This window comes from Mesorhizobium sp. M1066, from assembly GCF_040318635.1.
Classification (GTDB): domain Bacteria; phylum Pseudomonadota; class Alphaproteobacteria; order Rhizobiales; family Rhizobiaceae; genus Mesorhizobium.
Genome location: NZ_JAMYMR010000002.1, coordinates 229,171 through 251,950, shown reverse-complemented (window position 1 = coordinate 251,950; position 22,780 = coordinate 229,171). Strand labels below are relative to the sequence as shown.

General features: G+C 62.3%; 23 protein-coding genes and 1 pseudogene. 12 read left to right on the top strand and 12 right to left on the bottom strand.

The genetic code is table 11. From position 1 onward, the window contains the following. Nucleotides 1-131: 131 nt before the first annotated feature. Nucleotides 132-1,742, bottom strand: a complete 1,611-nt coding sequence (locus NKH52_RS04240; RefSeq protein ID WP_352728031.1) for an ABC transporter substrate-binding protein — start codon at nt 1,740-1,742, stop codon at nt 132-134. On the opposite strand from NKH52_RS04240, the gene NKH52_RS04235 reads away from it, so the two are divergent. Together NKH52_RS04235 and NKH52_RS04230 are read left to right on the top strand one after the other, a co-directional pair. Then, nucleotides 1,741-2,055 (top strand): hypothetical protein, encoded by a 315-nt coding sequence (locus tag NKH52_RS04235; RefSeq protein ID WP_352629592.1) that lies wholly within the window; start codon nt 1,741-1,743, stop codon nt 2,053-2,055. The two genes, NKH52_RS04240 and NKH52_RS04235, sit on opposite strands and share 2 nt — an antisense overlap. A 61-nt stretch (nt 2,056-2,116) precedes the next feature. Then, nucleotides 2,117-3,307 (top strand): M24 family metallopeptidase, encoded by a 1,191-nt coding sequence (locus NKH52_RS04230; RefSeq protein WP_352728033.1) that lies wholly within the window; start codon nt 2,117-2,119, stop codon nt 3,305-3,307. A 209-nt stretch (nt 3,308-3,516) separates the two neighbouring features. Here the strand turns inward: NKH52_RS04230 and NKH52_RS04225 are convergent, their stop codons facing one another. Genes NKH52_RS04225 through NKH52_RS04215 form a run of 3 tightly spaced genes read right to left on the bottom strand, consistent with a single transcriptional unit; the run spans nt 3,517 to nt 6,012 of the window. Further along, nucleotides 3,517-3,933 (bottom strand): cupin domain-containing protein, encoded by a 417-nt coding sequence (locus NKH52_RS04225; protein WP_352728035.1) that lies wholly within the window; start codon nt 3,931-3,933, stop codon nt 3,517-3,519. 5 nt (nt 3,934-3,938) lie between these two features. Continuing rightward, nucleotides 3,939-4,802 carry a phosphoenolpyruvate hydrolase family protein gene (locus NKH52_RS04220; protein ID WP_352728037.1) on the bottom strand — a complete coding sequence of 288 codons (864 nt, stop codon included), beginning with the start codon at nt 4,800-4,802 and terminating at the stop codon, nt 3,939-3,941. 13 nt (nt 4,803-4,815) lie between these two features. Further along, a complete protein-coding gene (locus tag NKH52_RS04215) occupies nt 4,816-6,012 on the bottom strand; it encodes a Tm-1-like ATP-binding domain-containing protein (RefSeq protein WP_352728039.1) in 1,197 nt (398 codons plus the stop codon). A gap of 111 nt (nt 6,013-6,123) precedes the next feature. On the opposite strand from NKH52_RS04215, the gene NKH52_RS04210 reads away from it, so the two are divergent. The 7 genes from NKH52_RS04210 (at nt 6,124) to NKH52_RS04180 (ending at nt 12,848) form a co-directional block, all read left to right on the top strand. Next, complete coding sequence (locus NKH52_RS04210; RefSeq protein ID WP_352728040.1) at nt 6,124-6,819, top strand: TetR/AcrR family transcriptional regulator; 696 nt, start codon at nt 6,124-6,126, stop codon at nt 6,817-6,819. A 359-nt stretch (nt 6,820-7,178) separates the two neighbouring features. Further along, a complete protein-coding gene (locus NKH52_RS04205; protein ID WP_127293507.1) occupies nt 7,179-8,495 on the top strand; it encodes an ABC transporter substrate-binding protein in 1,317 nt (438 codons plus the stop codon). A 65-nt stretch (nt 8,496-8,560) separates the two neighbouring features. Continuing rightward, entirely contained in the window at nt 8,561-9,466 is a 906-nt protein-coding gene (locus tag NKH52_RS04200) for a carbohydrate ABC transporter permease (protein WP_013529495.1), read from the top strand. Between the two features lies 1 nt (nt 9,467). Next, on the top strand, nt 9,468-10,427 hold the full coding sequence (locus NKH52_RS04195; protein WP_013529496.1) for a carbohydrate ABC transporter permease: 960 nt from the start codon (nt 9,468-9,470) through the stop codon (nt 10,425-10,427). Beyond that, the gene (locus NKH52_RS04190) at nt 10,424-10,645 is read left to right on the top strand and encodes a hypothetical protein (RefSeq protein ID WP_127293505.1); all 222 of its coding nucleotides are present in this window, start codon (nt 10,424-10,426) and stop codon (nt 10,643-10,645) included. The genes NKH52_RS04195 and NKH52_RS04190 overlap by 4 nt, the downstream gene beginning before the upstream one ends. Then, nucleotides 10,642-11,745: an ABC transporter ATP-binding protein gene (locus NKH52_RS04185; protein WP_352728042.1), complete on the top strand. Its 1,104-nt coding sequence runs from the start codon at nt 10,642-10,644 to the stop codon at nt 11,743-11,745. Before NKH52_RS04190 ends, NKH52_RS04185 begins: the two co-directional genes overlap by 4 nt. Continuing rightward, nucleotides 11,745-12,848: an ABC transporter ATP-binding protein gene (locus NKH52_RS04180; protein WP_352612886.1), complete on the top strand. Its 1,104-nt coding sequence runs from the start codon at nt 11,745-11,747 to the stop codon at nt 12,846-12,848. The genes NKH52_RS04185 and NKH52_RS04180 overlap by 1 nt, the downstream gene beginning before the upstream one ends. Nucleotides 12,849-12,964: 116 nt before the next feature. Here NKH52_RS04180 and NKH52_RS04175 read toward each other — a convergent pair whose 3' ends face one another. Both NKH52_RS04175 and NKH52_RS04170 read right to left on the bottom strand, forming a co-directional pair. Beyond that, nucleotides 12,965-13,396, bottom strand: coding sequence for a DUF4437 domain-containing protein (locus tag NKH52_RS04175; RefSeq protein WP_352728045.1), 432 nt, complete (start codon nt 13,394-13,396; stop codon nt 12,965-12,967). Nucleotides 13,397-13,567: 171 nt separating this feature from the next. Beyond that, nucleotides 13,568-14,539 (bottom strand): AraC family transcriptional regulator, encoded by a 972-nt coding sequence (locus NKH52_RS04170; RefSeq protein ID WP_352728047.1) that lies wholly within the window; start codon nt 14,537-14,539, stop codon nt 13,568-13,570. A gap of 341 nt (nt 14,540-14,880) precedes the next feature. On the opposite strand from NKH52_RS04170, the pseudogene NKH52_RS04165 reads away from it, so the two are divergent. Further along, nucleotides 14,881-15,075, top strand: a pseudogene (locus NKH52_RS04165) (MFS transporter); the annotation flags it as partial. Between the two features lie 96 nt (nt 15,076-15,171). On the opposite strand, the gene NKH52_RS04160 reads toward NKH52_RS04165, so the two are convergent. Beyond that, a complete protein-coding gene (locus tag NKH52_RS04160; RefSeq protein ID WP_352728049.1) occupies nt 15,172-15,519 on the bottom strand; it encodes a GFA family protein in 348 nt (115 codons plus the stop codon). A gap of 106 nt (nt 15,520-15,625) precedes the next feature. Here NKH52_RS04160 and NKH52_RS04155 point away from each other — a divergent pair, with 106 nt between their 5' ends. Further along, a complete protein-coding gene (locus NKH52_RS04155) occupies nt 15,626-16,921 on the top strand; it encodes an amidase (RefSeq protein ID WP_352728051.1) in 1,296 nt (431 codons plus the stop codon). Nucleotides 16,922-16,939: 18 nt separating this feature from the next. Here NKH52_RS04155 and NKH52_RS04150 read toward each other — a convergent pair whose 3' ends face one another. The 5 genes from NKH52_RS04150 to NKH52_RS04130 are packed head-to-tail and all read right to left on the bottom strand — an operon-like array spanning nt 16,940 to nt 21,191. Continuing rightward, a complete protein-coding gene (locus tag NKH52_RS04150; protein ID WP_352728053.1) occupies nt 16,940-17,326 on the bottom strand; it encodes a hypothetical protein in 387 nt (128 codons plus the stop codon). Nucleotides 17,327-17,368: 42 nt separating this feature from the next. Further along, nucleotides 17,369-18,349: a hydroxyacid dehydrogenase gene (locus NKH52_RS04145; RefSeq protein WP_352440823.1), complete on the bottom strand. Its 981-nt coding sequence runs from the start codon at nt 18,347-18,349 to the stop codon at nt 17,369-17,371. Between the two features lie 5 nt (nt 18,350-18,354). Continuing rightward, nucleotides 18,355-19,071 (bottom strand): FadR/GntR family transcriptional regulator, encoded by a 717-nt coding sequence (locus tag NKH52_RS04140; RefSeq protein ID WP_127295118.1) that lies wholly within the window; start codon nt 19,069-19,071, stop codon nt 18,355-18,357. A gap of 2 nt (nt 19,072-19,073) precedes the next feature. Then, nucleotides 19,074-20,243 (bottom strand): mandelate racemase/muconate lactonizing enzyme family protein, encoded by a 1,170-nt coding sequence (locus tag NKH52_RS04135; protein WP_352728055.1) that lies wholly within the window; start codon nt 20,241-20,243, stop codon nt 19,074-19,076. Nucleotides 20,244-20,303: 60 nt separating this feature from the next. Then, nucleotides 20,304-21,191: a sugar phosphate isomerase/epimerase family protein gene (locus tag NKH52_RS04130; RefSeq protein WP_023812461.1), complete on the bottom strand. Its 888-nt coding sequence runs from the start codon at nt 21,189-21,191 to the stop codon at nt 20,304-20,306. Between the two features lie 398 nt (nt 21,192-21,589). Between NKH52_RS04130 and NKH52_RS04125 the strand changes: the two genes are divergently transcribed. Then, nucleotides 21,590-22,645, top strand: a complete 1,056-nt coding sequence (locus NKH52_RS04125; protein ID WP_352728057.1) for a sugar phosphate isomerase/epimerase family protein — start codon at nt 21,590-21,592, stop codon at nt 22,643-22,645. The last annotated feature ends 135 nt before the right edge of the window (nt 22,646-22,780 follow it).

Sequence of the window (22,780 nt, the reverse complement as noted above, 5' to 3'; positions counted from 1 at the left end):
TGGCGGGGCGGACAAATAGCCGATCTCCCCCCTTGCGGGGGAGATGTCCGGTAGGACAGAGGGGGGTGTGAAGGAACTCGGCCTTCGGCCAAATTCCCCTTTTCTCGCGAACTCTCATCCGCGCAATTCTGTCACGATTCCAAATACGTGTCCGCCCAGTTCGACACCGCCCAGCGCGGGTTGTTGGCGATGTTGCCGACAGTGTCGCGCGCGACGCTGATAAAACTCCATTCGGCGACGTTGATCAGTGGCAGGTCGGTGGCCACCTCCTTCTGGAATTCCTTGTAGAGGTCGGTGCGGGCAGTGGTGTCGAGCGTCTCCGATGCCTTGGCGATGAGCGCATCGAGTGCGTCGTTCTTGTAGCCGCCCTGGTTGGAGAACGGTACGCCGTCCGGAATGCCGCTCTGCACCAGGATGGTGGTCGAGATCGCCGGGTCGCCGCGGAACACCGGCGGGCCGACCGCGAGGTCGAAGGCGTGGTCGGTGTAGACCGCCTTGATGTGCGCGGCCGAGTCGTTGTTGACCAGTTGGGCGTCGATGCCGATGGCGGCGAGCGCCTGGCGCAGATAGTCGCCGAACTGCTTGGTCTCGTTGAAATAGGGCGCAGGCAGCAGTTTTAGCGTGAAGCGCTTGCCGTCCGGACCTTTCTTGTAGCCGGCCTCGTCGAGCAGCGCGTTGGCCTTGGCGACGTCGAAGACATAGGTCGGCACGTCGGCGGTGTAGAATTGCGGATCGTTCTTCGGCACCGGACCGGTGGCCGTGGCGGCATAGCCGAGGAACACCGTCTTGATGACGAAATCCTTGTCGATGGCGTGCGCGATCGCTTGGCGTACTTTCAGGTCGGCCAGTTCCTTGCGGCGATGGTTGATCTCGACGACAAGCTGATAGGTCAGCCCTTCGTAACCCTTGGAGATCACCTTCAGGCCCGGCACTTTCGAGATGCGGTCGAGGTCGGCCAGCGGCACGGCGGAAAAGGCTGCGAGCTGGATCTCCTCGGCTTCCAGCGCGCTCGCCGCTGACGTGCGATCCGGGAGCACCTGATAGATGATCTCGTCGAGATAGGGCTCGTCCTTGCCCCAGTAGTCGGTGTTCCTGGTCAGCCGGTAATATTGGCCGGCCTTGTACTCGCCGAATTTGAACGGCCCGGTGCCGACGGGCGCGTTGTTGGCCGGGTTGTCCTCGATCTTCCCAACCTCATAGATGTGCTTCGGCACCACGCTGCTCAGCGCCGGCAGCGCGTTGCGGATCAGCTGGAACGGCGTCGGCTTGGCGAATTTGAAGATGGCGGTGAGATCGTCGGGCGTGTCGACGCTGGCCAGATCCTTGAACACAGTGCGGCCGAGATTCTGCAGCGGCTTCCAGATCTGCAGCGCCGAAAAGGCGACGTCGGCCGAAGTGAACGGCTTGCCGTCATGCCATTTGACGCCGTCGCGCAGTTTGAACGTCGCCGAGAGCCCGTCGGCGGCACCTTCCCAGCTCAGCGCCAGCCGTGGTGCAAGCCCGTCCTTGCCGTCGAAGGAGGCTTCGGCCAGCGTTTCGACGATCTTGCTGGAGATGAAGAACACGCCGTTGGAGGCGACAATCGCCGGGTTGAGGTTGCGCGGTTCGGAATCGGCGGCAAGCACCAGCCGCCCGCCCTTCTTTGGCGTCTGCGCCCAGCCCGGTGCCGGCATTGCGGTGGAGGCCAGCAGCATTGCCGAACCGGCAAGCATCGTGCGTCTGGAAATCGTGAAACCTGACATGATCGAACTCCGTCCTCTCCGCGACCCGGTCGGGTGCGCCAATACCCCTCGGACGCCGGCAAGCCCGCCAGCATCCCTTGCGGCGGCAATTATGAGCTTTGCCGAGGGTTTCGCCAGAGACGGAATTGGCGCATCCTCGCTTGGCTTTGAAATTTTCGTCCGCTGGACCAGTTTGGAGGGCGTGGCTCAGTTCGATCAATCTGGTAAGACCAGATTGATCGAATATGCGACGGAAGACGACATGGTGACATCGAACGGTGCTGTTTTTCCTATTTCTGGCTGGACCAGAGTGGGCAAAATGGTGCAGATTTGACCGTAGCCAAGGGATCTGGACTGAGACAGTCAGCGATTGCAGGCAATTCAGGGAGAGAGAGATGAACATTGCTCCGGGCAATAATGCCGTCGGCAATATCCCGTTCGACCAGGCAAGGGTCGACCGGCTGATGGAGGAGGCCGGCATCGATGTGCTGCTCGCCACCTCCAAGCACAACACGCAATATCTGCTGGGCGGCTACAAGTTCATCTTCTTTGCCGCCATGGATGCGATCGGCCACAGCCGCTACCTGCCGATCGTCGTGTACGAAAAGGGCGGGCCGGATCATGCCGCCTATATCGGCAACCGCATGGAAGGCGGCGAACACCAGAATAACCCGTTCTGGACGCCGACGCTGCACGCCGCTTGCTGGGGCACGCTCGACGCCGCCAACCTCGCCGTCGAGCACCTGCAGAAGATCGGCATGGCCGGCGCCCGCATCGGCATCGAGCCTGGCTTCCTGCCGTCGGATGCCTATACGCTGATCCGCAAGGCGTTGCCGGACGCCAGACTGATCGATGCGACCGATATGCTGGAGCGCATGCGCGCCATCAAGACCGATGCGGAGCTGGAGAAGCTGCGCACCGCCTCCGAACTGATCACCGATTCCATGCTGGCGACCATTGCCTGGGCGCGCGAAGGCACGACCAAGGGCGAGATCATCGAACAGCTGCGGCGTGAGGAAACCAATCGCGGCATTCATTTCGAATATTGCCTGTTGACGCTGGGCTCCAGCCACAACCGCGCCGCTTCACCGCAGGCGTGGAAGCAAGGCGAGGTGCTGTCGATCGATTCCGGTGGCAATTATCATGGCTATATCGGCGACCTCTGCCGCATGGGCATTCTGGGCGAACCGGATGCCGAGCTCGAGGATTTGCTGGCCGAGGTCGAGACGGTGCAGCAGGCGGCCTTCTCAAAAGTCAAAGCGGGCACGCTGGGCGGCGACATGATTTCGCATGCCGAGGGCGTGCTGAAGGCCTCGAAGGTCGCGCCCTACACGGATTTCTTCGCCCATGGCATGGGGTTGATCACACATGAGGCGCCGTTCCTGATGACCAACCACCCGGTGACCTATGAAGGCACCTATGCGGCAAAGCCGCTGGAGAAGAACATGGTGCTGTCGGTGGAGACGACCATGCTCCACCCGACGCACGGCTTCATCAAGCTGGAGGACACGCTGGCGGTCACCGACACCGGCTATGTGATGTTCGGTGATCGTGGCAGGGGATGGAACAGGGGCGGGATTTTATAGAACCCAAGGCTGGCGCTGCCCCTCATCCGCCTGCCGGCACCTTCTCCCCGTATAGTGACGGGGAGAAGAGGGCAGCCGCGCCCTCGGCACCTATTTGCGGCGTTGAAAACTAGCGAAAGCGCCGATGACTGCGTCTTTCTCCCCGTCACTATACGGGGAGAAATGTCCGGCAGGACAATGAGGGGCAGCGCTACCCTAGAACGAGTTCATCACTGCCCCGCCGGAAGCAGCCTGAAATCCGGCAGCTCGCGCAAAACCAGTTCAGGCCCGGCCGGCGAATAGACGACGAACAGCTGCATCGGCCCATCGCCGGTGTTCAGCGTCGAATGAAAGCGGCTTTCTGGGACATAGATGGTGCAGCCGGGGCCGACTTTTGCCACGACCGGATTGCCCTTTTCGTCCTCGACCATCTGCTCGCCATGACCTGATATGACGAAGATGATTTCCTCGGCGCCCGGATGATTGTGGCGGGTATGGCCCTTGCCGGAGGGCAGGTCGACGACGCCGCCGGAAAAGCGCGTTGCGCCATTCACCTCGGGCGCTACGGTCAGCGCCAATTTTCCCCAGTCGAAGCCGAAGGCGCTGACGTCCTTCGGGTAGACAAACATTTTGCTCTTGTCGGTCATCTATCTCATCCCTTCTTTTTCTTCGTGATCTTCTGGCCACCAAGTGTCACCGATTTGAAATCAGCGGTCTGTCTGGCGATCGCAGCTTCCGCCGGCAGCCGTTCCATCGAACTTGCGCCATAGAAGCCGTGCAGGCCCTTGGCATGGGAGAGGATGTAACCGGCGTCGTCGGGCATCGAAATCGGACCGCCATGGCAAAGCAGGATGACATCCTTGCGCACCGAGCGCGCGGCATTGGCGATGGCGTCGATCTCCTGAACGCAGTCGTCGAGCGACTTGGCTGACGTGGCGCCGATCGAGCCGCCTGTCGTCACACCCATATGGGCGACGACGATGTCGGCGCCGGCTTTTGTCATGGCGCGGGCCTCGTCGGGGTTGAAGACATAGGGCGTGGTCAAGAGATCGAGCTTGTGCGCCTCGGCGATCATGTCGACCTCGAGGCCGAAGCCCATGCCGGTTTCCTCGAAGCTTTGCCGCATGCTTCCATCGAACAGACCGATGGTGGGAAAGTTCTGCACGCCGGAAAAGCCCATGGTCTTCAACTCGGCCAACAGCAGCGGCATGATGACGAACGGGTCGGTGCCGTTGACGCCGGCCAGCACAGGCGTGTGTCTGACCACCGGCAGCACCTCATAGGCCATTTCCTTGACGATCTCGTTGGCATTGCCATAGGCGAGCAGGCCGGCGGCCGAGCCGCGCCCGGCCATGCGGTAGCGGCCGGAATTGTAGATGATGATGAGGTCGATGCCGCCGGCTTCCTCGGCCTTCGCCGACAGGCCGGTGCCGGCGCCGCCACCGACGATCGGCACGCCCTTGTCGATCATTCCCCTGAATTTCTTCAATATGTCCTTGCGCGGTATGGCGGGCATTTTTTGAGATCTCTCACTGTCTGGCGATGTCGAGGAAGGCTGATGTTGCAGCCTTTGCGAATTCGGGATCGTTGATGTGCAGCGGCAGGCGCGTCACGCGGCGCTTGCTGTTGGGCTTGATGGTGCGCTCGATGGCATCGAACAGAACGGTGTCGGCTTCCGGGTCGAAGAAGGCGCCGCCTTCGATGTCGAGCGCCGAGACGCCTTTTTCCGGGATGAGAAAATGCACCGGCCCCCCGCAGCGGGCGAGCCTGGTGCCGATCCACTCGCCGATCGCACGGCATTCGTCCGCCGTGGTGCGCATCAGCGTGACATTGGGATTGTGTTCGTAGAACAGCCGATCGCGATAGTGCTCCGGGATGGTCGAAGGCGCCCAGAAGTTCACCATGTCGAGCGCGCCGACGGAGCCGACATAGGGCAGCCCCGTGCGAGCGATGGCGCCGAAACGATCGTCAGTCGCGGGCAGCACACCGCCGAATAGCAGGTCGCAGACTTCGGTCGTGGTGATGTCTACGACGCCGGACAGCAAGCCGCTGTCGGCCAGCTTTTCCATGCTGCGGCCGCCTGTGCCGGTGGCGTGGAAGACCATGCAGTCATATCTGGAACGGAGCTGGTCGGCGATGGCGGTCACGCAAGGTGTGGTGACGCCGAACATGGTGAGGCCGATCGACGGCCGGCCGTCTGGCGGCGGCGCCGGTCTGGCCGCCATGCCTGATATGGCTTGAGCCGCATTATGCAGCACGACACGGGAGAGCCGGTTCAGTCCGGCCATGTCTGTCACCGCTGGCATCATGATGATGTCGGAGACATCGACGTAGGGTGCGGTATCGCCGGAGGCGAGCGTCGAGACCATGATCTTGGGCAAGCCGAGTGGCAGGGCGCGCATGCCCGACGTGATGATCGATGTGCCGCCACCGCCGCCGATGCCGATCATGGCTGCGATGTCGTTGCGCGATTGGGCAAAGCGGGCGATGGCGATGCCCATCGCGGCGACCGCGGCGCCACGATCATTGCCGCCGAGCACGGCGTCACGGCCGCCGGGATGATGGTCGGCGATTTCCCTCGCGCTGATATCGACGGGGATGGTTGCGCCGCGCGTTCCGACATCGACACGGCTAACGAGGGCGCCCGCAGCAGCGATCGCATCGGCCAGGAAGGCGAGTTCCTCGCCCTTGGTGTCCGCGGTACCCACCACATAGATACGCTTCATTGCGCTCCCCCAATCCTGGCAGGCGCGATGCCGCCTCCATCGCTCATTGCCCGGGCCACTCGACGATGCGGACGCCATTGCAAATTTTTTAGACGAGCGTATCGTATTGGCATGAATGTCTCACGTCAACAATCCGCTGCGAGCGACGACGCTGAACGGGCAACCGGTCCAGTGCCCGAACGTGGGCCGCGCGCGCGGACGAAACGGCTGATGCTGGAGACGGCAACAAGGCTGATGCAGGCGGGCGTCACACCCTCGGTCAGCGAGGTCGCCGAGGCCGCCGAGGTTTCCCGCGCCACCGCCTATCGTTACTTCCCGAGCCAGTCGGCACTGGTGCAGGCCGTCGTCGACGAGGGGCTGGGGCCGATCCTCACCTGGCAATCGACCTCCGCCGATGCCGAGCGCCGGGTCGCCGAGCTGTTCGATACGGCCATGCCGCGCATCGAGGCCTTCGAAGCCACGTTCAAGGCAGCACTGAAGCTGTCGCTCGATCAATGGGCGCGGCGTCAGGCTGGCACGCTGGGCGGTGAGCCCGCCTTTACGCGCGGCCATCGCATCGACTTGCTGAAAGATGCGATCGTGCCGCTCAAGGGCCGTTTGCCGCCGCGCGACTTCAAGCGGCTGGCGCAGGCGCTGTCGCTGATCTTCGGCGTCGAGGTGCTGATCGTGCTCAAGGATATCTGGGGGCTGGACAGCCGCCGGACGAGGGCGGTCGCACAGTGGGCGGCCGGGGCGCTGGTGCGTGCGGCAGTCGCGGAATCGGTCGATGAAGGAGGCAGCCTCGATCCGAAGGCAGTCATGAAATAGAGCCTAACTGGTTCGACCAGATTGGCATGCACACTACCGATCTTAGCCGTTGGGTGGGGTATCGGACAATACCAAATCATATCACTGAGTAGGAAAATCTTGGTAAAACAGGCAGATAAAGCGGGAATCCCATGGCAATGGCCATGTCAAGCTGCCAAGAAAGGGCTTGACGTGCATGCAAAATTGGTAATACCAGATTGGATCAGAAATGCGGATCGAAAGTGAGGGCTGCGATCCATTTTCCGGCGGGGCGAGGAGGCTCGAAACCGGAAAGGTGCGATCACGGGAGGGACTACCAGGGCCGGCCACGTTGCCGGCTCGCACGATAAGGTAGAACGCGCACAAGGGAGGAAATCATTATGCGCAAGTTAGTGACCAGCGTACTTGCTGGTATCGGCTTAACGCTTGCCTGCGGAACGTCCGTTTACGCGCAGGAAAAGTCACTCACCATCTTCTGGGCTGAATGGGATCCCGCAAACTATCTGCAGGAACTCGGCAACGAGTACGAGAAGCAAACCGGCGTCAAGATCACGGTGGAAACCACCCCGTGGGCCGATTTCCAGACCAAGGCCTTCACCGAGTTCAACGCCAAGGGCAGCGCCTATGACCTGGTCGTCGGCGACTCGCAATGGCTTGGTGCCGCCTCCGAGGGCGGTCACTATGTCGACCTCACGGACTTCGTCAAAGAGAACCAGGTTCTCGACAAGATGGCTCCGGCGACGGTCAAGTTCTACTCCGAATATCCCGGCAACAGCGGCAAATACTGGTCTATCCCGGCCGAGGGCGACGCAGTGGGCTGGGCCTACCGCAAGGACTGGTTCGAGGACCCGAAGGAAATGGAAGCGTTCAAGGCCAAGTATGGCTACGAACTTGCCGTTCCCAAGACCTTCAAGGAAATGACCGACATCGCGGAGTTCTTCAATAGGCCCGACCAGAACCGCTACGGCATCGCCATCTACACCCAGAATCAGTATGACGGCCTGGCGATGGGCTTCGAGAACGCGCTGTTCTCGTATGGCGGTGAGCTCGGCGACTTCGGCACTTACAAGGTCGACGGCATCATCAACTCGGACAAGGCGGTAGCCGCGGCAGAAAACTACCGCAAGCTGTTCGGCTTCACGCCTCCGGGCTGGACCAACGCCTTTTTCGTCGAGAACAACCAGGCCATCACCGAAGGCCTGGCGGCGATGAGCATGAACTACTTCGCCTTCTTCCCCTCGTTGATCAACGAGGCGTCGAACCCGCATGCCAAGAACACCGGCTTTTTCGCCAACCCGGCAGGTCCAGGTGGTGAGCAATTCGCCGCGCTCGGCGGCCAGGGCATTTCCGTCGTCTCCTATTCCAACAACAAGGAAGAGGCGATGAAATTCCTGAAGTGGTTCATCCAGGACGATACGCAGAAGAAGTGGGCAGCCCTCGGCGGCTACACCTGCAACAAGGCCGTGCTGGAATCGGCCGAGTTCCAGAACGCCACGCCCTACAACAAGGCCTTCTACGACACGATGTTCAAGGTCAAGGACTTCTGGGCGGTGCCGGAATATGCGGAACTGCTGCAGCAGCTCAACCAGCGTGTCTATCCGTACATCGTAAATGGCGATGGTACGGCCAAGGAAATGCTGGATGCGCTGGCGAAGGATTGGGACGCCACGTTCAAGAAATACGGCCGCGGCCAATAACCGACATGTAGTGCGGAGGAGGCCCGTGCCTCCTCCGTTTTCTTTTTCAGGAATGGGAGCAGGTCTTGGCGACCACAATGATCACACCGCTGAATACCTCCTCCAGAGCCGCCTCTCGCGGCCTCAGCGACATTTCGATACGCAACCTCTTCATCATCCCGACGATCGTGTTCCTGATCGTCTTCAACATCTTTCCGCTGATCTATTCGCTCGGCTATTCCTTCACCGACTTCCGCGCGTCGACCAATGCGCCGGCCAATTTCGTCGGACTGAAGAACTATCGCGAACTCCTCAGCGACCCTTATATCTGGAACAATTTCGCGGTGACCGCGAAATACGTCATCGTCTCGGTCGTCGGTCAGGTTGTCGTCGGCTTTGGAACGGCGATGCTGCTCAATCGTACCATTCCGCTCAAGGGCCTGATCACGACATTGCTGCTCTTGCCGATGATGCTTTCGATGGCGGTGGTCGGCCTGTTCTGGAAACTGCTCTACGATCCGTCCTGGGGTGTCATCAACTACGTGCTCGACCTCGGCAAATTCCAATGGCTCGGCGATCCGAAGATGGCGCTCTACGCGGTCGCGTTCACAGACATCTGGATGTGGTCGCCCTTCGTCATGCTGTTGTCGCTCGCCGGGCTTTCGGCGGTGCCGAAGCATCTTTATGAAGCTGCCGCGATCGACCGCGCCGGGCCGTTCTATACCTTCTTCCGCATCACGCTGCCGCTGGTCGCGCCGATCCTGATGATCGCGGTCATCTTCCGCACCATGGAAGCCTTCAAGACTTTCGATCTTGCCTATGTGCTCTCGACGCAGCCGAGCACCGAGGTGATTTCCATCCGTCTCTACAAGATGGCTTTCCAGGAATGGCAGACAGGGCGCTCCTGCGCGCTTGCCTATATCGTGCTGATCATGGTGCTGGCGATCACCAACATCTATGTGAAATACCTCAACAAAGTTAAGGAGCGCTGAGATGGCGGCCGTCCAGACTTCGGGTGAACGGGCGCTCAACAAGGTCGCTATTGTCGCCGTCCTTTTGGTGACGATCATCTTCCTGGCGCCGATCTACTGGATCGTGGCGACCTCGTTCAAGCCACGCAACCTGGCCACGACGATCCCGCCGACCGTGATGTTCGAGCCGACCATCTCGCCTTTCGTCAAACTTTTCACAAAGCGCTCACAGTTGCGCAGCCCGCCGTCGGCTGAAGAATATGCCGCCGCCCCGTGGTGGGAGCGCGTCGTGTTCGACGGCGGCGAGAAGATCGTGCGCGACGGCAAGGGCCAGGTGCAATGGTCGGGATATCCGAGCCGCTTCCTGAACTCGCTCATCATCGCCATCACCTCGACGGTGTTGGCGGTCGGCATGGGGACATTCACCGCCTATGGCTTCTCGCGCTTCAAGGTGAAAGGGGAGGCGGACCTGCTCTTCTTCATCCTGTCGACGCGCATGTTGCCGGCGGTGGTGGTCGCCATTCCGATGTTCCTGATGTACCGGGCAGTCGGGCTCAACGACACGCATCTGGGCCTGATCATTCTCTACACCGCCTTCAACCTGTCCTTCTCCGTGTGGCTGATGAAGGGTTTCATGGACGAGATCCCGAAGGAGTATGAGGAGGCAGCGCTTGTCGACGGCTACACGCGCATGGAGGCGTTCTTCAAGATCGTGCTGCCGGAGGCCGCCACGGGCATCGCCGCCACCGCCGTGTTCTGTTTCATCACCGCGTGGAACGAATACGCCTTTGCGCTGATCATGACCAACCGCCGCGCCCAGACCGCGCCTCCCTTCATCCCGAGCCAGGTCGGTTCGGGCCTGCCGGACTGGACGGTGATCGCCTCCGGAACCTTCCTGTTCCTGCTGCCGGTCGCCATCTTCACCTTCCTGCTTCGCAACCATCTGTTGCGCGGCATGTCCTTCGGAGCGATCCGCAAATGAGTTTTCGCGCCATCAACCAGAAATACCTCGAGCCCGGATCGCAGATCCTGATGGTGCTCGGCATCATCGCGCTCTGCCAGCCCTGGAGCATGCTGCTGCACACCTATGGCCTGACCATCATCCTGATCGGACTCGTCGGCTTCAACGTAACCTCCAAGATCGCGCCCGAGGAAAAGGCCGGCACCGGCCAGGTGCGCAATCCGGGAGCACAGCATTGACCCAGATCGAGCTTCGCCGCGTCCAGAAATTCTTCGGCGCCGTCCAGGTCATCAAGGACCTGAACCTCAAGATCGCCGACAACGAGTTCATCGTGCTGCTGGGCCAGTCGGGCTGCGGCAAGACGACAACGCTGCGCGCCATCGCCGGGCTGGAAACCATCGACGAGGGCGACATCTTCATCGACGGCAAGCCGGTACAGCATTTGAAGGCCGCCGACCGCGACATCGCCATGGTGTTCCAGTCGTTCTCGCTCTATCCGCATATGAGCGTCTACGAGAACATCGCCTTCCCCTTGCGTGCCACGCGCAAGAGCAAGACGGAGATCGACAGCGAGGTTCGCTCCGTCGCCAAGACGCTGCAGATCACCGACCTGCTGGACAAGAAGCCGTCGGCGCTCTCGGGTGGCGACATGCAGCGCGTCGCCATCGGCCGGGCGCTGGTGCGGCGGCCGAAGGCCATGCTGATGGACGAGCCGATCGGCGCGCTCGACGCCAAGCTGCGCGAGGAGATGCGCGCGGAAATCAAGCGGCTGCACATCAAGCAGGGCTCGACCACCATCTATGTCACGCACGACCAGATCGAGGCGATGAGCCTGGCCGACCGCATCGTCATCATGCACGCAGGCGTCTTGCAGCAGGTCGGCACGCCCGACGAGGTCTATTCGCAGCCGGCAAATCTGTTCGTGGCGCAATTCGTCGGCAGCCCGGTGATGAATGTCACCGATGCCGCAGTCGCCGAGACCGGATCCGCGGTCTCGGTAACGGTCGGCGGCGCGGCTTCCGGCTTCGAATTTCCGCAGGCATTGCTGTCGAAGCTCAACGGCCATGCCGGGCGGCAGCTCGCGCTGGGCATCCGACCGGAGGGCGTGCTCATTCGGCGCGAGGCGACCGAGGGCTTCGTTGCTGTCGACACGCATATCGTCGAGCCGCTCGGCTCCTTCGACATCGTCGATCTCAAGGTCGGAACCGAGTTGCTGCGGGCTCGCACCAAGAGCGGCTTTGTTGCCGGACCCGGTGAAAGGGTCTTCGCCAGGATCGACCCGACCCAGGCGCACTTCTTCGACAAGGCAAGCGGCAAGTCGCTTGAGGTGAGACTCTGATGGCCCATATCCAGCTCAAGAACATCTCGAAGACCTTCGGCAACCACACTGCGCTCACCGGGCTCGATCTCGATATTGCCGATGGCGAGTTCTTCGTGCTGCTGGGCGAGACGGGCGCCGGCAAGACGACGACGCTGCGGCTTATCGCCGGGCTGGAAAAGCCGAGCGAAGGCCAGGTCTTCATCGACGGCGTCGATGTCGCCGACTGGGGTGCGGCCGAGCGTGACGTGGCGCTGGTGCTGCAGCAATATTCGCTCTATCCGCGCTACACGGTGCGCGAAAATCTCGAATTCCCGCTGAAGCCGAAAATTCGCCGGCTGCCCGACGCCGAGATCAAGGATCGCGTCGACCGTGCCGCCCGTACGCTGCGGATCGAGCATCTGCTCGACCGCAAGACGGATCGGCTGTCCGGCGGCGAGATGCAGCGCGTCTCGATCGGCCGCGCCATCGTGCGCAAGCCGCGTGTGTTCCTGATGGACGAGCCGCTGTCGGCACTCGACGCCAAGCTGCGCGAGGCGCTGCGGACTGAACTGAAGAACCTGCAGATGCAGCTCGGCGCCACCTTCCTGTTCGTCACCCACGACCAGATCGAGGCGATGTCGATGGGCGACAAGGTCGGCGTGCTCAACCATGGCCGCATCGTCCAGACGGGTACGCCGCACGAGATCTACAACAATCCGCGCGACACCTATGTGGCGAGCTTCGTCGGCTCGCCGCCGATGAACCTCATCGACGGCAAGCTTGTGAACGGCCGCGCGGTGATGGCTCCGTTGAATTTCGAACTGCCATTTTCAGGGGGAGCCAAGATTTTCGGGGGGCTAAAGGCGGGTGCGGCGACCGACGGTCGCCCGCTCGTCTTCGGCATTCGTCCCGAGGACGTCTATCTCGAGAGCGGCGCGCCGGTCGAGGCGCGTGTCCACGACGTCGAGAACCACGGCGTCGAAAAGATCCTGACGCTGCGCGTCGGCGACGCGACACTGCGAGCCACCGTGCCGGCCAGGACCGACGTCGCCATCGAGCAGGCGGTGCGCTTTGCCTGGAACCCCGACAAGGTGGTGCTGTTCGACAAGGGCAGCGGCGTCAGCTTGCGACACGCCTCATAAAGCGCGTCGCGCTGAAACGGATTCATGCGACGCGCTTTAGGTCTTTGTTTTTGTGCATGTCGTTCTCCCAAAACCGAGGTCACTTTTGGGCGACATGCGTTAGGCCGCATCCCAGCCTATTTCTGGAAGTAGGTTTCGTAGGGCGTGTCGTTGATCAGCAGGATCACGCATTCCGTGTCGGAGACGCAGGCGTCGTCATGCATCTCATTGGCTTTCTGGGTCCAGTAGGATCCAGGAGGCAGTTCGACCTTGGTCGCCTCGCCGCCATCCATCTGCCAGTGCGCCCACAGCCCCTTAATGACCACTGCGCGATAATCCGCGGTGTGCGCATGGACCGGTGCACGCCAGTTGCCGGGAACCTTCAGCAACGTGCCTGCCGGACCCTTGGCCCGCTTGCCCCACAATGGGCCAAGACGATGCGGCTGGTCGGGTACTTCCGCCACATAGGGGATCTTGTCGGCCGGCAGGTAGCTGTCCTCGAGGGCAAAGGCGCGCCCGGGAACCGCAAGCATGACGGCGAGTGCGATGAGCTTCGGATGATTTGGCATTGGTTCTCCTCTTCGGACCGACTTGCCGCAGGCCTCTGGCTGCTTGGTCCTGGCAAGCTATTGCATGCGGGTGGCCCGGCAATGGCATTGCGTCCGGAAGGCTTGGCAATTCATCCAGACCCGGCAATTCATCCAGACCCGGCAAGCCACGGCCGCGGATCCGGGATCGCCTCAGCGGTTTTCGGAGGTGCCGTCGACGGTGCGCAGGTGGCTGGGCGCGATGCCTATGATGCGCTTGAACGCCCGGCTGAACGATGCTTCGGAATCGTAACCCAGTCTGGCGGCGACCACTGAAACCCGCATCCGATCGTCGATCAGCCATTGCCGCGCCTGGTGCATGCGTATCCGGGCGACATATCTCGCCGGTGTTTCGCCAACGATGGCCGTGAAGCGTTCGGCGAAGGCCGATCGCGAGGCGCCCATTTCGCGCGCCAGCGCTTCGACAGTCCAGTTCCTGTCGGGCTGCAGATGAATGGCGGCAAGTACGCGGCCGATGTCGCGATCCTTGATCGCCGCGGTCCAGCCTCTGGTGTCGCCGCCACTGTTTTCTACCCAGGAACGGATGATGCTTGCAGCCAGCACGTCGGCCAGTCGCGCCAGCATGCCGCCAGAGCCGGCCCGGTTCATGGTGATTTCGCCGGCCATAGCTTCCAGCAGATGCGGAATACCTGGCTCGCCAGCCATCAATTCCTTGGCGCGCATCATGTCCGGCATCATGCCCAGCAAGGGGTGTGACCCGTCCAGGTTGAAATGCATGCTGCCGCAAAACAGCAAGGTTTTCGGGCCGTGGCCGCCGTTGGAGACATTGAAGACATTGTCCTGCAAAGGCTCGACAGTGTAGCTTTCGATCGGCACGGCCGGAATGCCAGGCGCGCTGGCAACGACATGCTCGGCACCGCGCGGCAAGAGCAATGCATCGCCGGGTGTCAGCTCAATCCATTCCCCGGCTGGCGAAAACAGCCAGCATTGGCGGCGGCCGATAAAGTGAAACCTTGCTGCCTTCTGGGCAGGAAACAACACGGCCCATGGGTTTGAAAGTTCGCAGCGGCCATAGTCGACGCCATCAAGCCGCAATCCGCGCAAGATGTCGGTTAGCGGACCGTCCGAGGCCGGCAGGCCAGTCTTGGGCGAGGTGAAAACCATGCTGATTTCTCTAGCCTGGAATCACCAGTCCGTCACGGCCTCCATGCGTCAGCTCAGGGGCAACAAACTCGGGCCAACGGGTTCCTCCGCCGGGGCGTCGGCTGACGTAGCATCAGACGCAAAACCCGCCTGTGCGGCGGGTCACTGGCGCAAATCAGCACCATGGGCAAAAATGTAGCATAGCTGAGGTCACCGAGTCAAGAAAAAATTCCTATCGCGAAAAGCTGCCGCAAAAAAAACTGCCGGGACCGCCGAACTGGCTGCTGCCTTGTCAAGCTGAGTTCGGAACCCTGTGCGTCAGCTGGCCTGGCGGATATCGGCCTGTTCCTCGGCCCGGAGGTGCAGCACCCGACCGGGCGGAAAGCGCCGGCGGACTGATCGTGGCGACGTTCCAGGTGGCGATCGCACTCGGCGCCGTCTTCGGCGGCCTGCTGGTCGACCACACCGGCGTCGCCAGCGCCTTCGCCTATTGCGGCGCGGCGACATTGCTGGCGGCCATCGTGGTGTTCCTGCGCGGCCCGAAGCAGGCCGAGTAGCCTGGACGCAATCAGGCTTCCCTGACACTGCGCGTCGGCCCGAGAACCATCACGGTTTTCGGGCCGGCGCCGTTGTGACGGCAGCGATGAACGAACTCAGGCCGACCGCCCGTCGAAATCGAAGACCGACAGGGTCGAGGGGTCGAGATCGGCCACGCAGTTGATGTTGATGTAGGCGCTGCGTTCACGGCCTTCGCGGACATCCTCCGCAAAGGGATGGATGCCGCAGGCCCGGCAGAACCGGTGCGCGATGGCATGATTGCCGAATGTGCAGATGCCCAGATCGTCGCCCCAGGCCAGGACCTGCAAGGTCCCGTGCGGGATGGCACACAACAGGGCGCCCTTGCGCGAGCAGATCGAGCAATTGCACCGCAAGGCGCCCGTCAGTTCGGCCTTGAATTCGAAGGCGACCTTGCCGCAGTGGCAGCTGCCTTTGTAGAGCATCGGATTTTTCCTCGCATTAGACAGGGTGCAAAACCGCCTGCGCCGGGTTAAGTCTCGGCAAGCCATTCCCCAAGGACGTTCAAGGCGTTCGGAGTCCGACACCGAAATGCAATCCGTTCGTGATCATCTGGAAACCATTCTCGCGCGCCTTGCCGCCCGTGCCGGTGAAGAGCGCGTGTTCACGAAGCTCTATGCCGCAGCCGCGCGTGCCGCGGCCGATGCCAGCGATGCGCGCAGCCAAGCCGGGGTGACGCTTGGGCCGCTCGATGGCACCATCGTCTCGGTCAAGGATCTGTTCGATGTCGCCGGCGAGCCAACCACGGCCGGCTCGCTGATGCTTAGGACCGCAGCACCTCCGCTGTGCGATGCCGTGATCGTCAGCCGGCTGCGGCAAGCCGGCGCGGTCATTATCGGCAAGACCAACATGACCGAATTCGCCTTCACCGCGATCGGCGACAACCAGCACTATGGCACGCCCGGCAATGCCGTGGACGCCAGCCGCATTCCGGGCGGATCTTCCTCAGGCGCCGGCGTCTCGGTCGGTGAGGCGACGAGCGAAATATCGATCGGTTCCGACACCGGCGGTTCGATACGCATTCCGGCTTCACTCAACGGTGTCGTCGGCTTCAAGCCGACAGCGCGGCGCGTGCCGCTCGCCGGCGCGTTCCCGCTGTCCGCCACGCTGGACTCGATCGGTCCGCTTGCCCGAACCGTCGCCCAATGTGCCGCCGCCGACGCCGTGATGGCCGGTGAAGTGCCGACCGCGCTGACGCCGATTGCCCTTGCAGGGCTTCGCGTCGGCATTCCACGCGGCATTCTTTTCGAAGAGACGGAAGACGAGGTGGCGACCGCGTTCGACCGCTGCCTTGGCAAGATCGAACAGACGGGCGCGCGGATCGCGGGCTTATCGATCGATGATCTGCTTGCCGATTTGCGGGCTGCCACCAAGCGTGGCTCGATCGCTGCCATGGAAGGGGCCGAAGTGCATGCCGACTGGCTGGCGGCTGGGGCTTCGGTGCCGGTCGACCCGCATGTCAGCGGACCTTTGTCGCGGGCGGCAATGCTGCCGACGCCTGTCTACATCAGGGCAATGCGCCGCCGCACAGCACTCGTCGTCGCCATGGACGAGCGGCTGGCATCGGTCGATGTGCTGGCTCTGCCGACCACGCCGGTGACGGCGCCGACCATCGTCTCGATGGCTGACGACGCCGAGCTGGGCGACCGCACCGAAGGCCTGCTGCTGCGCAACACGCAGGTCGCCAACCAGTTCGATCTCTGCGCAATCTCGCTGCCGATGCCGGGCACGGCGCTGCCTGCCGGATTGATGCTGGTGGCGCGCAACGGGCATGACCGGCGCCTGCTGCGGATTGCTGCTGAAATTGAGTCGCTGCTTGGCTCGTGACCGGGGTTGGACCGACGATCAGTGCGACGAACAGTGCTTGCGTTCGCTGTCCTTGGCGGTGCGTACGATACGGGTCGCGACCAGCCAGGGCAGATTGTGCTCCTTGCCGGTGATCGTCTGGGTGCGGTGCTCGATCGAGCCTCTGACGACGATCTTGCCGGCATAAAGCGCGTCGGAAAGATCGGTTATCGCCTTGTCGGCCTGCGGCAATCCGCTGGGGTCGATCGACACGCCCTTGATGATCGTGCCGGTGGCAAGGTCGAGTGCGCTGTTGGATGGGCAGGGCGCCTTGAAGCAGCGCAGCCCGTTGTCACAATAGACATAGCTGCTTTCGGCCGCGAATGACGGCATGGCGCAGAGCGAACACACGACGGCTACCAGGGATGCGAGGCGTGGATCGGACATGGCTCTCAACGTCGCGGAGAATTGGGGCGAAACCGCGATGTGTTACAGGCTCGCCGGAAACCGCCGCCGGTAGTGATCGACCACTTCCGGATTGCGCAGATTGACCGGCAGCTTGTTGGCCAGCACCAGCAAGGCTTCACCCGCCGCGCCGACGCCCATGCGCATCATCGATTCTTCGGTGATCCCGGCCATGTGCGGCGTGATGATGACAGTGTCGAAGCCGAAATAGGGATGATTCGACGGCAGCGGCTGCGTCGCAAACACGTCGAGCGCGGCGCCGCCGATACGGCGTTTCTGCAACGCCTCGATCAGCGCGTCGTCGTCGATGACCGGTCCGCGCGACACGTTGATCAGCAGCGCATTGGGCTTCATTCGGGCGATCCGCTCACGGTTGATCAGGCCGCGCGTTTCCGGCGTCAGCGGGCAGCAGAGCACGATGATGTCGCTCTGCTCGACCAGCGCGTCGATCGACAGGAAGCCGACCTTGTCCGGCGCCGGCTGCATGCTGCGCGTCGTTGCCACCACCTTCAAGTCGAAGCCGTGCGCGGCGATATGGCCGACCGCCTGGCCGACGGCACCGAGGCCGACGATGCCGATCGTCTTGCCGGCAAGCTCGATGTTGGAATTGGCGTGCTCGCGGCCGGCGAGCCAGCCTTTGGTGCGCAGGTCGCGGTCGACGGCGCGGAAATTGCGCAGCAAAGCAAGCGCCGCAAACATGACGTGCTCGGCAACCGAGCGGGCATTGACCGCCGGCACATTCGCCACCAGCACGCCGGCGGCGGTCGCTGCTTCCATGGGGATCATGTCGAGCCCGGCGCCATGGCGGATTGCCGCCTTCAGCAGCTTTGCGCCGTCGAAAAGCTGTGGTGGCAGCGGCGCGCGCACGATGACGATGTCGGCATTCCTCGCCTCGGCGGCCAGCGTGGCCGGATCGATGGCGGAAGCGACGACGAGTTCGCCGGCGCCGGCCAGCATGGCCGAGGCGCGCGGGTGTAGCGGGTGTGTCGTGAGGATACGGGCCATGTCGGTCAGGCTTTTTCGAGCGCCGGGCTTTGCGGTTCCTCGCCATGGCCCTCGATCAGGCCTTTCCAGTAGCTCTCAGCCCCTTGCAGATGGGCGCTCATCAGCGCCTGGGCGAGATTGCCGTCGCGGCGCAGCAGCGCCTCATAAATCTGGATATGCTCGGCATGCGAGCGCAGGTTGCGCTCGGGGTCGTTGAAATAGATCGGCAGGCGCTGCTCGCCCATCATGTAGTAGACGCTGCAGACATTGTGGAAGACGCTGTTCTTGGTGGCGCGCACGATTTCGAGGTGGAATTCGCGGTCTTCCCTGGCAAGCCCTTCACCGGCGGCGATGCGCTCTTCCGAAGCCTTCAGGATTTCGCGCAGCCGCTCGAAATTCTCCTCGGTGGCGCGCGAACAGGCAAGTTCGGCCGCCTTGATCTCGTGGATCTTGCGCAGTTCGACCGTCTCGTAGATCTGGATCGGGTCGAGCGGCAGGCCTGCGCGGGCAAAAAGCGCCATGGCCTCCACACTGGCCTGCTTGGTGTCGATGTAGATACCGGACTTGGCTCGACGCTCGACGATGCGCATGGCCTCCAGGATGGCCAGCGCCTCGCGGATCTGACCGCGGCTGACGGCGAAATGCTCCGCCAGTTCGCGTTCCGAAGGCGTTCGGCCGCTCTCCTTGTCCGAATGGGAGAACAGGTAGGCAGCGAGTTCTGCGAGGAGGTTCTTTTCTTTCATCGTCAACCGCGTTGCGCGTGCGCCTCCAGGAACCGCTCCGAAATGGTGAATCCCAGACCCGGTTTTTCCGGGATCGCTATCATACCGTCCCTGGCTTCGACAGTCTCTTCGACCAGATCATGGATCATCGGGTTGGCGCCAAGCGAATATTCGACGGTGAAACTCGACGGCGAGGCGGCGCAGACATGCAAGCCTGCGAAAAAACAGGGCGCGCCGGCCCACAAATGGGGTGCAAAGCGCAAATTGAAGGCGCTGGCGATGGTGCCGATCTTCATCGCCTCGCTGATGCCGCCGCAGAAAGCGGGATCAGGCTGGAAGATGTCGGCGGCTTTGAGCACGGCAAGGTCGCGGAAGGCATAGCGTGTCGCCTCGCTTTCGCCGGTGGCGATCGGGACGGCACCTGACGCCCGCACTTCAGCCATGCCGGGCTTGTCGTCAGCGATAATAGGTTCCTCGAACCAGGCGAGGTCCAAATCGTTGACAAGGTGGATGAAGCGCTTGGCCTCGGCCACCGTGTAGGTGCCGTGCGCGTCGACCATCAGTTCGACATCGGGGCCGAGCGCCTGCCGTGCGGCCCGCACGCGGGTGGCGGAAATGTGTGCCGCGCCATCCATGGCGCCAACGCGCATCTTCAGTGCCTTGAAACCGCCCTTGGCGATATAGGACTTCAACTGCTCGCCGATGGCGTCGGCGGCTGCCCAGCCGCCGGACGCATAGGCCGGCATGCGATCGAGCTTGCGGCCGCCGAGCAGCCGCCAGACCGGAACGCCAAGCGATTTGCCAAGAATGTCCCACAGCGCGATGTCGACGGCGCTGATGGCGGCGATGCTCATGCCGCGCCGCGCCAGTTGCGGCATGGCGTGGCCGCCACGCGCGGCGCTGTCGTGGCGCACGCCATTGTAGAGCATCTCCCATATGACGCCGATGTCGGCCGGATCGCGGCCGACCAGTTGCGGCCCGACCTCATGGTTCAGCATGTGGACGAGCGCACCGTAGCTGCCGGCACTGCCAGCGGCGTTCTTGCCTTCGCCCCAGCCGACCAGCCCGTCATCGGTCTCGATGCGCAGGATGGCGGCGTCGAAGGTCGTCACCTGACCGAAGTCGCTGCGGTGCTGCAGAGCGGCTTCGATCGGAACGCGGATCCACCAGGCTTGGACGGACTTGATACGCATGTTCTTCCCCAGCCCTGCCGCCGGTCAGGGCGGAAGGGCGAATTTCCCAGACGCGGTCGACTACTTGATCAGCGGCAGCAACGTTTCGGCGTTGATGCGCATCTGGTCGGTGTAGAATTTCTCGGTGAGCACGCTGGAGCCGTGGTCCTGGATGAACTTCAGCTGCTCGGGCGAGATGTCGACCGGATTACGCTCGACCATGTCGGGATAGGGGGCTGCCGGCGTCCGGTCGACGGGCGCGACGAACTCATTGGTCAGCGCGCCGTCGTAGCCGATCTCGCGCAAGGTGGCGACAATCTTCGGCCAGTCGATCTGGCCGAGGCCGGCGGCAAACCGGTTGTTGTCGGCGACATGGAAGTCGAACAGGCGCTTTCCGGCCTGCCGGATCGCGTCATAGACGTTAAATTCTTCCATGTGGATGTGGTAAGCGTCGAGGCAGACGCCGCATTCGGGGCTGACCGCGTCGGCCAGAGCGAGTGCCTGGGCGCCGCGATTGAACAGATAGGTCTCGAAGCGGTTGAGCGGCTCTACCGCGATCTTGACGCCGACCTTTTTGGCGTGGGTGAAGCATTCACGGGTGGCGTCGACGACCCACTTCCATTCCTCTTCTTCGGTCCCGTCAGGCACAACCTTGCCGACGGTCGCCGGAACCAGCGTGATGATCTCGCCATCGAGTTCGCTGACCATGGTCAGCACGTCCTTGACATATTGAACGGAACGCTCGCGCTGGCCCTGGTTCCTGGCGGCAAGGTTGCGCTCGCCCAGCATCAGGGTCACCGCGCCCCAGCAGCGAATACCATGCTCCTTCAGCAGCGCCCGGGTCTCCTTGGTCTTGTACTGCTCGGGCTCGCCGGAAATCTCGATCGACTCATAGCCGAATTTCTTGATGCGCTTGAGCGTCGTCTCCAAGGGTTCCGCGCGCATCCAGTTGTGCGTCGAAAGATGCATGGTCTGTCCTTCCCAAATCGTCTCTATGGTTCGCCTGCGACATGCATCGCCAAAAGGCGACACAAAGGTTCCTCCCCAAGGCGTTCCCAGCCTTTTCTCGCAAACTGGTTCGACCAATTGGGCCTGAAGCGAGGTCTACAGCAAATTCTCCAGATCGGCAAGAAGCGCTGGGATGCAACTTTCGCTGTGGATTATTTGCTTGATTATATTGAGATATATAGGCCTGCACCGGGTGATTTTGGGGTCTTGACGGCGCATTGCATGGCTTGACCAAATTTCCACATTTGGTAATACCAGAATGGCGGTGCGTGCAAGCACCCGTTGAGAAAAGACCAAAGTGGCTGGCCCTGTTTCCAATCGGCGCTATGCTCGGTCGAGAGAAATGAGGGAGGATGCCGATGCCGACGACAATGAAGGGCCCTGGGCTGTTTCTGGCGCAGTTCGCGGGCGACGCCGCGCCGTTCAACTCACTGGCGTCGATCACCAAATGGGCGGCCGGTCTCGGCTACAAGGGCGTGCAGATCCCGACCTGGGACGCGCGGCTGTTCGACCTCAAGAAGGCGGCTTCCTCCAAGGCCTATTGCGATGAGGTGAAGGGCATCTGCGCGGATGCCGGCGTCGAGATCACCGAGCTGTCGACGCATCTGCAGGGGCAACTGGTGGCGGTGCATCCTGCCTATGACGCGCAGTTCGACGGCTTTGCGCCGGCTTCAGTGCACAACAATCCCAAGGCACGGCAAAAATGGGCGGTCGAACAGATGGAGTTCGGGGCCAAGGCCTCGAAGAACCTTGGCCTCAAGGCCTCGGTCAGCTTCTCGGGAGCGCTGGCCTTTCCCTACCTCTACCCCTGGCCGCAGCGGCCGGCAGGGCTGATCGAGGAAGCGTTCGCTGAGCTCGGCAAGCGCTGGAAGCCGATCCTAGATGTCTATGAGGATAATGGTGTCGATTTAGGCTACGAGATCCATCCCGGCGAGGATGTGTTCGACGGCGCGACCTTCGAGATGTTCCTCGATGCGGTCGGCGGCCACAAGCGCTGCAACATCAATTACGATCCGTCGCATTTCCTGCTGCAGCAGCTCGACTATCTCGAATTCATCGACATCTATCACGAGCGCATCAAGGCGTTTCACGTCAAGGACGCAGAGTTCAACCCGACCGGCCGGCAAGGCGTCTATTCCGGCTATCAGAGCTGGACCAACCGCGCCGGGCGCTTCCGTTCGCTGGGCGATGGACAGGTGGATTTCGGCGGCATCTTCTCCAAGCTCACGCAGTACAATTATGATTCCTGGGCGGTGCTGGAGTGGGAGTGCTGCCTGAAGCATCCGGAGGACGGCGCGGCCGAGGGCGCGCCTTTCATCGAGCATCACATCATCCGGGTGACGGAAAAGGCATTCGACGACTTCGCCGGTGGCGCTACCGACAAGAAGTTGCTGCGCGCCATGATGGGAATCTGACGCGGTTTCCCCTCCCCCTCGAGGGGAGGGTGGCCCGAAGGGCCGGGAGGGGTCGGTTCATGCCGAACTCTGCCTCAACGACCCCACCCGATCCGCTGCGCGGATCGACCTCCCCTCAAGGGAGGTGAGACAACG